The organism is Wolbachia endosymbiont (group A) of Scambus nigricans (assembly GCF_947251485.1).
GTDB lineage: Bacteria > Pseudomonadota > Alphaproteobacteria > Rickettsiales > Anaplasmataceae > Wolbachia > Wolbachia pipientis.
In genome coordinates this window covers 946,536-961,342 of the sequence record NZ_OX366356.1, presented here as the reverse complement: position 1 = coordinate 961,342, position 14,807 = coordinate 946,536, and the positions used below count along the sequence as shown (strand labels likewise).

At 34.8% G+C, this 14,807-nt stretch carries 10 protein-coding genes and 1 tRNA gene; 2 read left to right on the top strand and 9 right to left on the bottom strand.

The annotated features are described in order from the left end of the window. Positions 1 to 44 precede the first annotated feature (44 nt). On the bottom strand, positions 45 to 3,374 hold the full coding sequence (gene dnaE, locus OPR46_RS05485; protein WP_265044100.1) for a DNA polymerase III subunit alpha: 3,330 nt from the start codon (positions 3,372 to 3,374) through the stop codon (positions 45 to 47). 508 nt (positions 3,375 to 3,882) lie between these two features. Here dnaE and OPR46_RS05480 point away from each other — a divergent pair. Beyond that, positions 3,883 to 4,026 carry a hypothetical protein gene (locus tag OPR46_RS05480; RefSeq protein ID WP_265043190.1) on the top strand — a complete coding sequence of 48 codons (144 nt, stop codon included), beginning with the start codon at positions 3,883 to 3,885 and terminating at the stop codon, positions 4,024 to 4,026. A 315-nt stretch (positions 4,027 to 4,341) separates the two neighbouring features. Here OPR46_RS05480 and gltX read toward each other — a convergent pair whose 3' ends face one another. Further along, positions 4,342 to 5,664 carry a glutamate--tRNA ligase gene (gltX, locus tag OPR46_RS05475; protein WP_265043189.1) on the bottom strand — a complete coding sequence of 441 codons (1,323 nt, stop codon included), beginning with the start codon at positions 5,662 to 5,664 and terminating at the stop codon, positions 4,342 to 4,344. A gap of 206 nt (positions 5,665 to 5,870) precedes the next feature. Between gltX and ligA the strand changes: the two genes are divergently transcribed. Next, positions 5,871 to 7,859, top strand: a complete 1,989-nt coding sequence (gene ligA, locus OPR46_RS05470; RefSeq protein ID WP_265043188.1) for an NAD-dependent DNA ligase LigA — start codon at positions 5,871 to 5,873, stop codon at positions 7,857 to 7,859. 38 nt (positions 7,860 to 7,897) lie between these two features. On the opposite strand, the gene dapA is transcribed toward ligA, so the two are convergent. The 7 genes from dapA to OPR46_RS05435 all read right to left on the bottom strand — a co-directional run bounded on the left by dapA (position 7,898) and on the right by OPR46_RS05435 (position 14,405). Continuing rightward, positions 7,898 to 8,779 carry a 4-hydroxy-tetrahydrodipicolinate synthase gene (gene dapA / locus OPR46_RS05465; protein ID WP_265043186.1) on the bottom strand — a complete coding sequence of 294 codons (882 nt, stop codon included), beginning with the start codon at positions 8,777 to 8,779 and terminating at the stop codon, positions 7,898 to 7,900. Between the two features lie 9 nt (positions 8,780 to 8,788). Continuing rightward, on the bottom strand, positions 8,789 to 9,271 hold the full coding sequence (gene ssb / locus OPR46_RS05460; RefSeq protein ID WP_265043185.1) for a single-stranded DNA-binding protein: 483 nt from the start codon (positions 9,269 to 9,271) through the stop codon (positions 8,789 to 8,791). A 67-nt stretch (positions 9,272 to 9,338) separates the two neighbouring features. Beyond that, positions 9,339 to 9,412 (bottom strand) — tRNA-Arg (locus tag OPR46_RS05455). Positions 9,413 to 9,425: 13 nt separating this feature from the next. Further along, positions 9,426 to 10,241 carry a hypothetical protein gene (locus OPR46_RS05450; RefSeq protein ID WP_209473389.1) on the bottom strand — a complete coding sequence of 272 codons (816 nt, stop codon included), beginning with the start codon at positions 10,239 to 10,241 and terminating at the stop codon, positions 9,426 to 9,428. Between the two features lie 4 nt (positions 10,242 to 10,245). Beyond that, positions 10,246 to 10,854: a hypothetical protein gene (locus OPR46_RS05445; protein WP_015589194.1), complete on the bottom strand. Its 609-nt coding sequence runs from the start codon at positions 10,852 to 10,854 to the stop codon at positions 10,246 to 10,248. A gap of 4 nt (positions 10,855 to 10,858) precedes the next feature. Further along, positions 10,859 to 12,298: a hypothetical protein gene (locus OPR46_RS05440; RefSeq protein WP_265043184.1), complete on the bottom strand. Its 1,440-nt coding sequence runs from the start codon at positions 12,296 to 12,298 to the stop codon at positions 10,859 to 10,861. Between the two features lie 361 nt (positions 12,299 to 12,659). After that, entirely contained in the window at positions 12,660 to 14,405 is a 1,746-nt protein-coding gene (locus OPR46_RS05435; protein WP_265043183.1) for a type I secretion system permease/ATPase, read from the bottom strand. Positions 14,406 to 14,807: the final 402 nt, after the last annotated feature.

Below are 14,807 nucleotides of genomic sequence, written 5' to 3'. Positions count from 1 at the left end.
TCTTCCTTTAATACCGATTAAATATTTCATTATATAAAGCTTTTTTATATAAGCAAGTTATTTGTATTAATTTCTACGCCTTTAATCCAGCTTAAGTTAGATATTTCATAAATAACTTGAGGAGCAATTGAGTATGCACCTGGTAATAAGATGCTCACTTTGTGTTTGTCGAAAAGAAGTTTTAGCATTATTTTGGTTCTGCCTTCATCTTTCAATATTGCGTTTAATTCCATAGCGGCTTTTTGCGAATCCGTGCACTCAGTGGTGAGAACTAATTCTTTTATTGTAGAAGTGACTCTTTTTGTAAACTCAGATATATCTTTGCCTGCCAATCTTGTTGTATTTTCCGAAGCTTCAAGATCAATTATCACAAATGTTCCTGGTGAAAATAAATCTCTTTTTTCTTCTATTATTTCATTATTATGGAATGCTATTTCAGAAACGTTATGGGGATCAGAAAGTGTGAGGATAACAAACCTTCCACGCTCTGAAGTTCTCATACGTGCATTTAATATTACCCCAGCAGTTTTTGCTGTTCTATTTTCTCCGATAAACCCAATATTTAACTTTTCCAGAAGAGTTCTAAATTTTTCAAGCGGATGATTAGTTAAATAAAATCCTAGTGAAAATAACTCATGTTCTAATTTTTCCTCTTCATCAAAATCTTCCACATTCTCAAGTTTCGGTTTGAGGACATCAAGACTACCAAACAAAGCAGCTTGACTTGATTCTCTATCCTGTTTGTTTTTATTTGTAAAGTAAATCAGCGTGTCCATTGACTCATATAGCTGCTTTCTGTTCTTATGCACGCTATCGAATGCTCCGGATTTAATCAGGCTTTCTAGCGCTCTCTTATTTATTATATGACCTGAATTTTGAATGAATTCCCATATGTCCTTACAAGCGCTTGAACGTACGTTCACTATTCCTTCCGCTATAGAAAAACCAACATTCCTCAAGGCAGCAATACCATAACGTATGCGTTCATCCTCTATTGAGAATTCAGCTTGAGACTTGTTTATATCAGGTGAAAGAACGGTAACGCCACTAAACTTTGCTGCATGATAAAATAAATTCAGTTTATCTCTATCATCAATATTCAGATTCATTAGTGCTGTAAAAAATTCTAATGGATAATTAGCTTTAAGGTAAGCCGTTTGATAAGATATAACCGCATATGCTGCAGCATGAGATTTATTGAACCCATAACCAGCAAATTTTGCAACAAGGTCAAAGATATAACTTGCCCTGTCATAATCAACGCCATTCTTCGTTGCCCCTTGGACGAAAAGTGTACGTTGTTTATCCATCTCTTTCTTGATTTTCTTACCCATGGCACGTCTTAGCAAATCTGCTTCTGCGAGACTATATCCAGAGAGAATACGCGCTATTTCCATCACCTGTTCTTGGTAGATTATTACCCCAAACGTTTCTTTTAATATTCCCTCAAGTAATGGATGAATATAATCTGGCTTTTCAAGTCCATGTTTTCTTGCAACATAAGTTGGAATGTTACCCATAGGTCCTGGACGATAAAGGGAGATTAAAGCGATGATGTCCTCAATGCAGTCCGGTTTTAGTTTAATTAAAGCTTCTCTCATTCCCGAACTTTCAAGCTGGAACACTCCAATTGAATCACCGCTTGAGAGCATCTCATAGGTTTTTTGGTCATCTAAAGGAACTGAAGAAATATCGATCTTTTGTCTATCACGATTAATTAAACGACACACACGATCTATTAGCGTTAGCGTACCAAGTCCAAGAAAATCAAATTTTATTAGCCCAGCTTTCTCCACATATTTCATGCTGTATTGAGTGATTGGCAGAGCCGAATTTGGATCGTAGTACACAGGAACAAAATTTTCCAACTTTTGATCACATATTACAATTCCAGCAGCATGAGTTGAAACGTGACGATATATTCCTTCAAGCTTAAGAGATATATCAAGAAGCTTTGCAATTACCTCATCACTATCTCGTTCTTTCTGCAGGTTTTGATCAAGCTCTATCGCTTGCGATAAAGTTACAGGATTTACTGGATTAAATGGAACCATTTTAGATATTTTATCCACTTGAGAGTAAGGCATTTGCAATACTCTACCAACATCACGCAATACTGCCCTTGCTTGCAATTTTCCAAAAGTGATTATTTGAGCAACATAACCGTACTTTTTCTGAACATAATCAATAACCAGGTCTCTTTTTTCCTGGCAAAAATCGATATCAAAGTCAGGCATCGATATACGATCAGGATTCAAAAATCTTTCAAATATTAGGCCAAACTTTATTGGATCAAGGTCTGTAATCTGTAAGCCCCAAGCAACAATTGAGCCTGCACCAGAGCCTCTTCCTGGACCAACTGGAATGCCATTTGCTTTGCTCCAACGAATGAAATCAGAAACTATTAGAAAATACCCGGAATAATTCATTGAAGTTATTACGCTTAGTTCGTAATTTAGCCGATCGTAGTATTGTTTAAGGTCTATGTCTGTCTCATTTGCGATGCGGAATTCTAATCCTGCAACTGCCTGCTCCCTCAGTTCTTCATTCTCAGTTTTATTTTCTCTACAAGGAAATTTAGGCAGAATAGGCTGCCTGCTTCTTGGCATGTAAGAGCACCGCTTAGCTATCACTAAAGTGTTATGAATTGCTTCAGGAATATCACTGAACAGCTCCTCCATTTCTGCCACAGACTTGAAGTAATGCTCGGTAGTTAACTTCTTTCTGTTATTCTCCAGGGCATAACTCCCCTCCGATATACACGTTAATATATCATAAGCCTCATAGTCAGACCTATTTGGAAAAAACACATCGTTCGTTGCAACTAGTGGTATATTGCGCTGATAAGCAAAGTCTATCAAAGCTTCTTCAAGCTCTAGCTCTTTATTCAGCCCATGACGCTGCAATTCAACATATAAATGACCATTGAATGCTGAAAGCAGTTTTTCAACCGTTTCTTTATCTTGCCCCAACAATGGTTGAGCCAAACATCCACCGGTTAAAGCGATCAGACCCGTACTTAAATTCAATAGCTCATCAAAATCAACGTAAGGAATATCGCTGTTATTCTTGCGCTTTCTAAAAGACTCACTCACCAAAGTGACTAAATTAGTGTACCCTTGCTCATTTTTTGCAAGCAATAATATAGGTAAATTTTGTTCTGAATGTTTAACTATAATATTGCATCCTATTATTAGCTGTATTCCCCTACTTGCTGCATATTCTGAAAACTCGAGCGAGCCAAACAAGTTACCTGAATCAGTAATTGCAACCGCTGGCATTTTATTTCGCAAACAAAGGCCGATCAGCTCCTCAATTTTAACCGAGCTTTCAAGCAGCGAATAAACACTATGAACACGTAAGTGTATGAACATAAGAAACTTTAGATCAACAAAAAAGGATAACATTAATTTACTCATGAGAACATAATTTTCATGAGAACAAAAGCCTATAAAATTCTAAAATTAAAATACAAAAACTTACTTGACAAACTCCGCCAGCTCCCTTATCACGATGGTGAAGCTATTGTATTTGCTTTCGCCAATCTGCAGATTAAAAGGTAAGGATTACTTAATGTATCGGCGTCTTATGTTCAATTTTTTGCAGTATATAGATACTGTATGTCTTTACAAAACTTCATCTACATCTAGATTTTTATCTAAATAAGCTGAACGCGCTTATAAAGCGTTACAAGACATCAAAAAATGCCAATACTCGACAGAGATAGTAAAAGACTAGCTAACTCGGGGATTCTTTGTCTTTTTTTCTGCTTAGTAAATTTCTTAAACATTTGCAGCGTAAGTTAGTTGCAATTAAAAGCAGCTGAATTTCGCTTGTCAAGCGTTTATAGCTCTTTTTACAATAATCCGAACAGACCGTAATATGCTACTGGCCTGCTATAGCCATAAACACATATCTTATCGCATTCGGACTATTATAAGAAAGGCTATAAAACATAAAAAACGCCAATATTTTAAAGCGGATAATAACCACGGGGCTTCTTTTGCCTTTTTTTTTATTTGGTAAATTTCTTAACGTTTGTAGCTAAAAGAGCCCAAGAGAGGTCAGTGCTCCTTTTTTTGTCATCCCAGTGCCCAAACACTGGGATCCAGGAATTTTATTAAGTTGGTGAGCATAAAAATAGCTGTTTTAGTTAAAATACAATGTTTTAATGATTATGGAAAGGCTGGATCCCAGTGTTTGGGCACTGGGATGACAAGAAAGAGGCTACTTGGATGACACCCTGACAATCGTCATCCCGCTGCTTGTTAGCGGCTAAGAGATACCGCGAATGAATCGCGGTATGACGTAGGGATTGCATTAGCTATAATTCTTTAGTTTTCACTTTTCTTTTAACCTTGCAATGATATTTTCTTTGCCGATAAAAATTAATAATTTAGCGAGCTCTGGTCCTGTTTCTGTTCCTGTTAAAGCTAAGCGCAACTGCATAAATAGGTCTTTTGCCTTTATATCTACTGTGTGCCGAATAGTTGTGACCCACTCTGATAATGTGTTTTCATTATAATCGTCTTGAGGCAATGTATTGAGCGCGATTTTTATAAGCTCCTTATCAAGAATCACAGGCTCTATATCGGATTTGCATATTTTCCACCACTTGGCCACCTCAGAAAACCTTTCTATATTGTTCTTTATAAAATACCAAAACTCTGAGGAGTCCACTCCAATTTGATTTAAACGTTCTTGTATAATTTCAAATGGCATTTGTTGCAGCACTTTGCAATTTAGCTTGTATGCTTCACTCAAGCTAAATTGCGTACATGCTGAGCTAAATTTTTTAATGTCAAATGAATCAATCAAAGATTGCATACAGGCGCAAGCTTCAATTGGATTGGATGTTCCAAGCTTCACTAAATAACTAACTAGTGCCATCGGTTCAACTTCATCTTCTTTTATAGATTTAATGTCCAGCACGCCGGTTCGCTTGGATATTTTGCTATCATCAAAATGTAGCAGAGAAAGGTGAGCAAGTGTAGGGATTTTCGCTTTTAATGCTTTAATCATTTGGATTTGCACTGCGGTATTAGTTACATGATCTTCCCCGCGTACAATATGAGTTACATTAAAGTCAACATCATCAGTAACAGAAGGTAACATGTATGTGTAAATTCCATCTTCTCTTTTTACCACAGGATCGCTGATGTGACTTGTTGCAATATTTATTTCACCTTTAACTTCATCATTCCATTTAACAACTTCATTTCTATCCAACTTAAATCTAAAATGTGGTCTTCTTCCTTCTTGCTCATAACTAATTTTCTCTTGCTCAGTTAGAAGTAACGCGCTTCTGTCATATACAGGGGGAAGTCCTTGTTTTAACTGCAATTTTCGTTTAATGTCTAACTCTTCTCTTGTTTCATAGCATGCATAAATATGCCCTTCTTTTATTAACTGCAAAAACACCTCATTGTAACGCTCAAAGCGCTCTGATTGCTTGAAACTTGCATCCCAATTGATACCAATCCATTTCAAATCTTGTATGATATCATTTATATATTTGACATCTGAACGCTGAAGGTCAGTATCATCAAAACGGAGTAAAAATTTTCCATTTTGATTGCGTGTGTACATCCAACAAACCAAGGCAGTTCGTACGTTTCCTACGTGGAGGTAGCCAGTTGGGCTTGGAGCGAATCTTGTTAGCATTTAAATAGCAATATTGTTTACTCTAATTTATTTTAATTTTATATAAATGTACGGCTAAAGCAAGCGAGATCTGCTAATACAATTGAGCAAAAGAAGAATAAGTATGGCTATAGCATTGTGGCACCTTTGATGTTTGAGACCATATGATGAATTCAAGAAAATTCATGGCTTGACGACAAAGGCTAATGTAGCATTATATTGGTATCATGACTAACTTAGAAAAGATGAGAGAAAAACTGCAAGATCAAATAAATTATCATAATGTTTTGTATCACAAAAAAAATAAGCCAGAAATAAGTGATGCTGAATATGATGAACTGAAGAAAAAGTTAGCTGAAATAGAGCCAGAAATTTATGCAACACAAGATAGTGTTGGTGCTCCACCTGATGAGAGGTTTTCTAAGGTGGAACATCAAGAACCTATGCTTTCCCTTGAGAATGCTTATGATGAACAAGGTGTAGAGAAATTTTTGTCTAAAATAAAGAGGTTTTTAATTGAGGACAAAATAGAGATATTATGTGAACCAAAAATTGATGGGTTGTCGTTTTCTGCAATTTATGAGGATGGAAGATTTGTTAAAGCTGCAACTCGAGGTGATGGTTTTGTAGGGGAAGATGTCACTCACAATGTTGCAACAATAAAAGGCTTTCCTAAGTTTTTGCAAGGTGTGCAAGGAAGACTAGAAGTAAGAGGTGAAATATACATCAGTAACAGCGACTTTTTAAAGTTAAATGAAAACGATGAATTTGCCAATCCTCGAAATGCAGCCGCTGGTTCTCTAAAGCAATTGGATGCAAACATTACAGCAAGCAGACCTCTTAGATATTTTGCTTATTCTTTGATTGGTGGAGCAGAGAAAAGTCAAAGTGAGGTACTAAATAAGCTTGAGGCACTTGGTTTTTGCGTAAATGAGCATCAGTCCTTAACGAGTAGTTTAGATGGAATGCTGAAGTTCTATAACGAGGTCTATAACTGTCGCTATAACTTGGATTATGATATTGATGGAATAGTCTATAAAGTAAATGATTTGGTACTACAAAATCGTCTAGGGAATACTCACAAAGCACCGCGCTCAGCACTTGCATACAAGTTTTCTGCGGTTTATGCAAAAACAAAGTTAAATAAGATATTTATACAGGTGGGCAGAACAGGGGTTTTAACTCCAGTTGCAGATTTAGTGCCAGTCAATATTGGTGGGGTGCTAGTTAGTAGAGCAAGTCTGCATAACCAAGATGAGATAAAACGTAAAGACATAAGAGAGGGAGATATTGTAACAATCAAAAGGGCAGGGGATGTAATTCCCCAGATCGTTGAAGTAAGCAGAGATTCTCGTCTTCCAAATACACCTGAATTTGTGTTTCCTGAAGTATGCCCTGAATGTGGTAGTAAAGTACGTCAGGTTGAGGGAGAGGCTGCAGTAAGATGTCCTGAGGAATTTGCCTGTAAAGCTCAAATAATAGAAAAACTAAAGCATTTTGTATCGAAAGATGCATTTGACATTGTTGGCCTTGGTGATAAGCAGATAGAGTTTTTTTACGACCTTGGTCTGATAAAACAAATTCCCGATATTTTTACTTTAGAAGAAAGATTGGATGAATTTAATCTGGAAGAACAGTCTGGTTGGGGCAAGAAATCAATAGCTCATTTATTAAATGCTATACAAAGCAGAAGGGTAATAACTCTAGATAGGTTTATATTTTCTTTAGGTATTAGATTTATTGGCCAAGTTGCAGCAGAATTGCTTGCAGATTATTATGTTTCTTATTATAATTGGTATAATTCGATGATTGAACTGTCATCAGATAATACTGAGCTAGTAGGTATAGACGGCATAGGAAAAAAAGTAGCTGAATCTTTGGAATCATTTTTTTCTAAGGAACATAACATCAAAATGTTAAATGATCTTACTGCTTGTCTTCAAATTCTTCCTGTGAGCTCCAACTCTAGTAACTCTGTTTTAAATAATAAAATTATAGTGTTTACTGGTAAGCTACTTGCTATGAGTAGAGGAGAGGCAAAAGTAAGAGCCAAAACTCTAGGAGCAAAGGTCAGCTCACATCTTTCTGCTAAAACTGACTACCTAATTGCAGGAGAAAAACCAGGATCCAAATATAAAAAGGCAGTGGAATTAGGTGTAGAAATTTTAGATGAAGACCAGTGGCATAAAGTGATAAGTTTGGGAGTGTTCAAATGAAACTTGGATTGTATATTAAATCAAAGTTGCAAGACTATTTAGAGAGTAGCCAATTCTTTCCATCCAAGAATCATTTTATTGACTTGCCTCAATTTTTCAACAGAAGGCAAGTCTTCTGTGCTGAGTGGTAGGCGGACAGTTTGATGTTCTATGAGCCCAATATCATGCAAAAGTGCTTTAGTGGGTATTGGGTTGCTGGCAATAAATAACGCTTCGCAAGCCTGTTGCCAGATATCTGCCTGAGGGTTCCTGCCATTGATGAACTGCTTAACGTATTCATGTGCTACGCGCGGCCAAACATTGGCAGCAACGGAAACCAGACCAGCCGCACCATAAGCGGCCATATCAGATATCATATTATCATCTCCGCAAAAGACCTCAATATTTGGTGCAACTTTCTTATACTGAGTTAAAGTATCAACAGTGCCACTTGAATCTTTGATAGCCCAAAATTTTTCGTGACTGGATAAGTTGCGTACAGTTTCAGCGTGAAGACTCACTCCTGCTCTTGATGGAATATTGTAAAACATAACCGGCACATGTGCTTTCTCAAGCAGCTTTTCAAACCATAAAGTCTGCCCCATAATTCCGGGCTTTGCATAAATGGGAGTTGTCATTAGATAGCCATGAATAGGCATACCCTTGCAAAAATCAAGCCATTCAAGAGCCTGATATAGATTCACTCCTGGTACGCCAATTATAATTTTCGTATTTAATTTTAGCTTACATACGAATTCAACTAATGTACGCTTTTCAGAATCAGTAAGCGATAGGCTCTCACCTGTGCTACCTAGCAACACTACGCCATTTTCAGCTTTAACTTGCATTGTCAGTAAACGCTGCAAACTGCTATAATCTATGCTATCCCCATTGCAATCAAAAGGAGTAACACAAGCAGTCCATAAAAATGTAGATTTCAATTTAAATTGTTAAAATGGTATTTCATCGTCGAGTAGTTCATCTTTTATATCGTTGTCAAAACTTTCGTGTTTATCTTTTTGTTCTGTTTCACCTTGTTTGTATCCACTTGGCTTGTAATCAGAATTTGGCGCACTATTTCGTGAATCCAAGAGAGTAAGAGCGCTATTAAAATTATATAGAACCACCTCTGTTGTGTATCTTTCACTACCGTTTTGGTCAGTCCATTTCCTAGTTCTCAAAGAACCTTCAACATAAACTTTGCTGCCTTTGCGTGCAAAATCTTTGACGATTTTTACTAATCCTTCACTAAAAATTACGATATTATGCCACTCTGTCTTTTCAGAGCGCATACCGGAAAGTTTGTCAGTCCAACTTTCAGACGTGGCTATTGAAAAACTTGCCATTTCTTTTCCATTTTGTGTAGTCCTAATTTCAGGATCTTTTCCTAAATTACCAACTAGTATGACTTTGTTTATGGTACCACCAGACATAATTATGTTCTAAATAAATCCCTTTATTATCTTATATGAAAGTACTATTGTCAAATTTAATTAAAAGTGCGCTTGGAGGGATTCGAACCCACGGCCTTTGCCTCCGGAGGGCAACGCTCTATCCAACTGAGCTACAAGCGCATATATATTTAAGTTATTTAATAGATAAGCCATCCAAGTCAAATTTTTGTTTTGGATAAAGCGTAAACATAATACTCCCATATCCAAAATATACATTTTGAGAATCATTCGCATGCTTTTTTATTGCTTTTTGATCTACGGTCCATACAAAAGTTACATAATTTTCAGTGACTGAGTGCACTTTTAAATCCTTAGTATTTATAAACAGTTTTCCATTTACCCATATTTTCCATGTATCGGGAGAAAGATATAAAATTGAGTCTAAACTCACTACCTTACCGTTGAAATTATCTGATACCTCCTCTTTTGCAGCTCTTGAAGATTGTAAATTGAACTTTTCCATTTCATTGACCATTCTATTAACTGGCTCTTCATCAAAAAAAATGCTTTTTACGTTACTATATTGTGACAAAACGTCAAAGTCACTTTCCACTGCTTCTCTTATTATATCGTCCCGATCTGTATAGCTTAGTTTTTGATTGTTGATAAAGAAACACTCTTTTGCACGCAAATTTGCTATATCAATAAAATCGTCGATTTCTTGATTGCCAACTTTAAGAATACTTTCAAAATATCTTTTTTCTATCATCATTCCATACTGAGAATGATGACAAACCATTTCATCATTACCTTGTTTTTCTATATATACGCATAAATTTCCACTATTTAATCCTAATATTTTATGCTCAATAAAATCTTCATTGCCAATATATTGTCGGCAAGAATACTCCTTACAAATTTCTATGCTTTCTATGATATCTTCACAACTGCAATATGCATTAACATTGGAAATGAGTAGCGTAAAAATAAAAAACAGCTTTATGTTCATCACCTTATCTACTTAATATAGTATACCAATCAAAGACTATATTAGCTCTCACTATCTCTATCATATTACCATTCAAAATCTGATTCATAGTTGCAGCATCAATATTTCTCTGCTTATTTAAAATAAGAGATTTGATCATAACATAACCGGGCAGATTTGGAATAGACTGTAGAAATAAAAAAATATGCTTATCGCTGATTGAGCTTAAATTTAGGACCACTTCACTTTTTATTACTTTTGTGCGTTCACTTTTGTTGTGGAGCTCAACTTCTTCGGGTATAGAAATTGATATTTCAGGTTCTAATATATAGTGCTTTTTATATAACTTGCTAAGCTCGAAATTTAAATTTGCAATGTATCTGCTACTATGTAAATTTGAAGAAGAAATTTTTTTCCATAAATCTAGGTTTTTATTTAGAACAACTTCCTTTTTTTGAATTCCAGTAATCTGTAAATTAATAGAACGTATTTTATCAATCGCAATTTGGTTTTTATTATAAATCTTTTCGTTATAGATAACAACATATGTTAATAACCCTATTAATCCAACAGATAATAACAAATACGATATAAACTGAATTGTAGCTTTTCTTTTTAATTGAGAGATAGTCATTAATCTACATTGCCTCTCCTATTTCAACATCAATAGATAGATTTTGCTCTTTAGCAGCAGGTAAGCTAGAAATATTAATGTCATAGGTACGAAAATTATCGTTTAAATTTTTTCGTAGTTTCTCGTATTGATGAGAAATATTTTTACCGGATTGAAAATTAAACTTTAAAGTTGTGGTAATATAACTTTTTGCCTCATTATAATTCCATTCAAATGATCGAAGCTCTATACCTGGTATTTTTAACTTTTCTACATACTTAACTTGTGTAAGAGGAGAGTATTCTATTTTTGATAAAATATTATTGATATTAATAAAATCATAAATTTCATCTATTTTTTTTACATTATAGATTTGGCTAAGTTTTGTTAATTGGTTATTTAAGGTGTTCTGCTTTGCTGATAAATTATCAGCGACATTGAAATTTGAATACAAATTTAGCAAACAAAGGGTGTTTGTTATAACTAAAACCAGGGCGAAGTATAGAAAAATTCGAGGAGAGTTTAAATAAAGGTAATTGAATAGATAAAATTCTTTAGTTTCCTTTGTATTAAAAATAGCTGCTAATTTATTCTTAAAGCTATGAAACAAAATTATGGTATCGCAAAAGTTATCTTTTTCACTTATAGCTAGTTCTGCTCCTAATAGTTTGCCTAACTCATATGGAGTTAATATGTTCACACTGTTCTCTGAAAAATTTATGACTGATAAACTAGCTTTGATATCTTCTGACACTATGATACAAAGGTCGATAGGGTTATTTTTTTCAAACCCAAACTTAGTTAAGGATCGAATAGTATCTTGCACTTCCTGATATATTCCACCAGCGATAATTCCTGGTAAATTATCATTAGTAAATGATGTTAAGCGCGTAAATACCATTTTATTCTCTTTAAGAACCACTTGTCTATAGCCTCCCGTTTTAGTTGCAGCAACTATAATTTTCCAATTATTAGGATCTTTATGTAGAATCTTTTTTGTTATATTACTTATTTCTATAGGAAACATTAATATTCCCTTAAAGTTGGAGCCTATCTCAATAAACACATTCAACCAATATTCTACTAAATGCTTTGCTTTTGATGAAACAAGAAGATAGCACCAGTTTTGATTGAATTTGTTTGGCTTCTCAACCAAAAAAACTGAACTTATGTCATTATTACGAGAAAAATGCTCCATCTTTGTTTTTGCTGATAGATAGGCACTAATCTTGTTTGCCCTTGTAATAAACTGTAGCGAGTAATTTTGATCTGCATGATTAAGCACCAGGTATAAAGGTGCTTTTTTATCTGACGAAAGACATGAAATTAAATCGGAAACTGCTTTATCGTTTTTGCCCTTAACAAAATACCTTTTATTTAAAGTATTATTTTTAAAATATAGTAACATTATGCCTTCTTCTCCAATAGAAAGCATAAACTTACTTTTGGATTTTGAACTAAACATATTAACAAAGTATATACTTATCTAGAATTAAAAAGGCAATTTATTGAAATTCATTAAACGTTAGAGGGAAATATTGTTATAAATTTTCGCAGCAACATTATTTATATTATAATTTTTTTATAAAATTACCACTAATATTAAGTTATTTAGATAACAAATTAAGAAAATTCATTAAGACGAATTTGTTGTTTTTCAAATTGTAGGTAAACCTAAGCCACTTTAGCTATATCTGCCGATTGACTTTAATTAATAAGAGTTATTAATCTATTTACTATTCTTGTAATATTATTTCTAATGGTAAAGAAATATATATTTTTCTGGAACAGTTGTTATTTCAGATACAGAATTTATTATAAGTAAACTAACCATTTGCTGAAGAGCGCTCATCTTCTGTGGTACTTGATGATGGAGCAACTAATTTGCTCAAAATCTCATCTTTTGGTCCCATAGCGTAAATGACACCATCTGACATGAGGATCACCTTATCAACTACGGACAATAACGGTAGCTTGTGAGTGATGATAACAGTAGTAGTATTTTGTTTTCTTGCAATGCCAATTGCATTAATTAAGCATGCCTCTCCATTGCTATCTAAGTTAGCGTTTGGTTCATCAAGTACTAAAAGTTTTGTGTGACCATAAAAAGCTCTGGCAAGTCCAAGAAGCTGTTTTTGGCCGCCAGAGAGCGTTACTCCTCCAGGACCTCCTATTGTTGTATCATATCCATTTGGTAAGCTTAGTATTAGTTCATGTATTCCTGCAATTTTTGCTGCTTTGATTATTTCTTCAGGATTTGGATCTGGCCTCATGCGAGCAATATTAGCTTTGACACTAGTGTTAAATAACTCAATATCCTGAGGTAAGTAGCCAACATAATTACCAAAATTTTCTCGATTCCAAGTATATACATCAGCGCCATCTAGTCTGACTACACCAGATATTGGCTTCCATACACCAACAGTTAATTTTGCGATAGTGGATTTACCAGAAGCACTTGCACCAATAACACCAACTACATCTCCAGGATCTATAATGAATGATATTCCTTTTACTGTCGGCTTATTGCTTCCATAAGGAGTAAAAAATACTCTATCAAATTCCAATTTTCCTTCAGGTTCTGGTAGAGCCATCGTTTGCTCTCTTTTTGGCGATGTTAATATAAGTCTTTGTAGCCTTCCATATGACATTCTAGCCTGATTTAAAAACTTCCAAGTATGAACCGCAGCATCAAATGGTGCTAATACTCTACCCATTAAAATTGAAGCAGCGATGATGCTACCGGCAGTCTTATGAGCTGTGATTGCAAGTAATGCACCTGTTCCAATCACTGATATTTGCAGAGTTGAGCGCAAAAATTTAGTGATTCCAGTAATTACATTAGAGCGATTTTGTGCTTTAATTTGCATTGCTCGGTTCTGATCATTTCGTTTACACCAATCAGAGACTATGAATTCTGACATGCCCATAGCTTCAACCACTTCTGCATTTCTTGTTGCAACATCTATAGCATTGATATTCCGTATAGTTTCTTCGTTGGTTTCTTGTAATATTCGTTTAGTGGCAAGTTCATTCCATATTGCCATAGAGACTAATATAATAATTCCAGTAATAGCTATAAACCCCGTGGAGGTATGTATCATGAAAATCACAACAAGGTAAATTAACGACCATGGAGTATCAAACAGTGAGAATATACCATTTCCTGTAATGAAATTTTTTATCACTCCGAGATCTCGTATTGCTTCACCACTTGAAGTTGAGCTCTGCACTGACGTTAGCCTGATTGACCTTACTATCAGATCTGGTGTTGCAGTTTTATCGATCCAATCACCTATTTTTGCCATGGCTAAATATCGACAAGTTTCAAGCATTGCAGAACATGCAAATGCAGATAAAGTGATAATTGTCAGCATAGTTAGTGTTGATACACTTTCGCTCGATATCACCCGATCAAGCACTTGAGAGGTATAAAGTGGTAGGAATAACATTAATAAATTGATTCCCGCACTAAACCAAAAGATAAACCAAAATGCACTTTTGCATTTTTCTAGGCAAAGATATAGAGTACTTTGCTTCAATTCTTTTTTTATTGATGGCGTAATTTCCACAATCTTCCTCTTAATTTGATTACATGCACCATATACAATTTTTATTACAAAAATATTAATAACGGTAGTTAGCTTACTTTAAGTGAGTAAAATATTAATATATGTGAATAGGAAATATAAACAATGGTAAAAAGAAGTATAGTTAATATTTCCTTCATTGCCTATAGCGAAGCTACGTCATACCGCGATTCATTCCATAGCTGTAAGAACATTCATTTTTGAAGGTAAACTGCACAGCAAATGGTGTCATGAAAGTATAACCTTTCTTATATAGCCTTTCTTATAATAGTCTGAATGCGATAAGATATGTGTTTATGGCTATAGCAGGCCAGTAGCATATTACGGTCTGTTCGGATTATTGTAAAAAGAGCTATAGCTGACGCTGGAATGGCTTTGTTGCAT

Coding starts and splice junctions, on each gene's coding strand:
- OPR46_RS05480 (WP_265043190.1), top strand. CDS start 3,883: ATGCTACTGGCCTGCTATAGCCATAAACACATATCTTATCGCATTCGG.
- ligA (WP_265043188.1), top strand. CDS start 5,871: ATGACTAACTTAGAAAAGATGAGAGAAAAACTGCAAGATCAAATAAAT.
- OPR46_RS05440 (WP_265043184.1), bottom strand. CDS start 12,298: ATGTTTAGTTCAAAATCCAAAAGTAAGTTTATGCTTTCTATTGGAGAA.
- OPR46_RS05445 (WP_015589194.1), bottom strand. CDS start 10,854: ATGACTATCTCTCAATTAAAAAGAAAAGCTACAATTCAGTTTATATCG.
- ssb (WP_265043185.1), bottom strand. CDS start 9,271: ATGTCTGGTGGTACCATAAACAAAGTCATACTAGTTGGTAATTTAGGA.
- dnaE (WP_265044100.1), bottom strand. CDS start 3,374: ATGTTCATACACTTACGTGTTCATAGTGTTTATTCGCTGCTTGAAAGC.
- gltX (WP_265043189.1), bottom strand. CDS start 5,664: ATGCTAACAAGATTCGCTCCAAGCCCAACTGGCTACCTCCACGTAGGA.
- OPR46_RS05450 (WP_209473389.1), bottom strand. CDS start 10,241: ATGAACATAAAGCTGTTTTTTATTTTTACGCTACTCATTTCCAATGTT.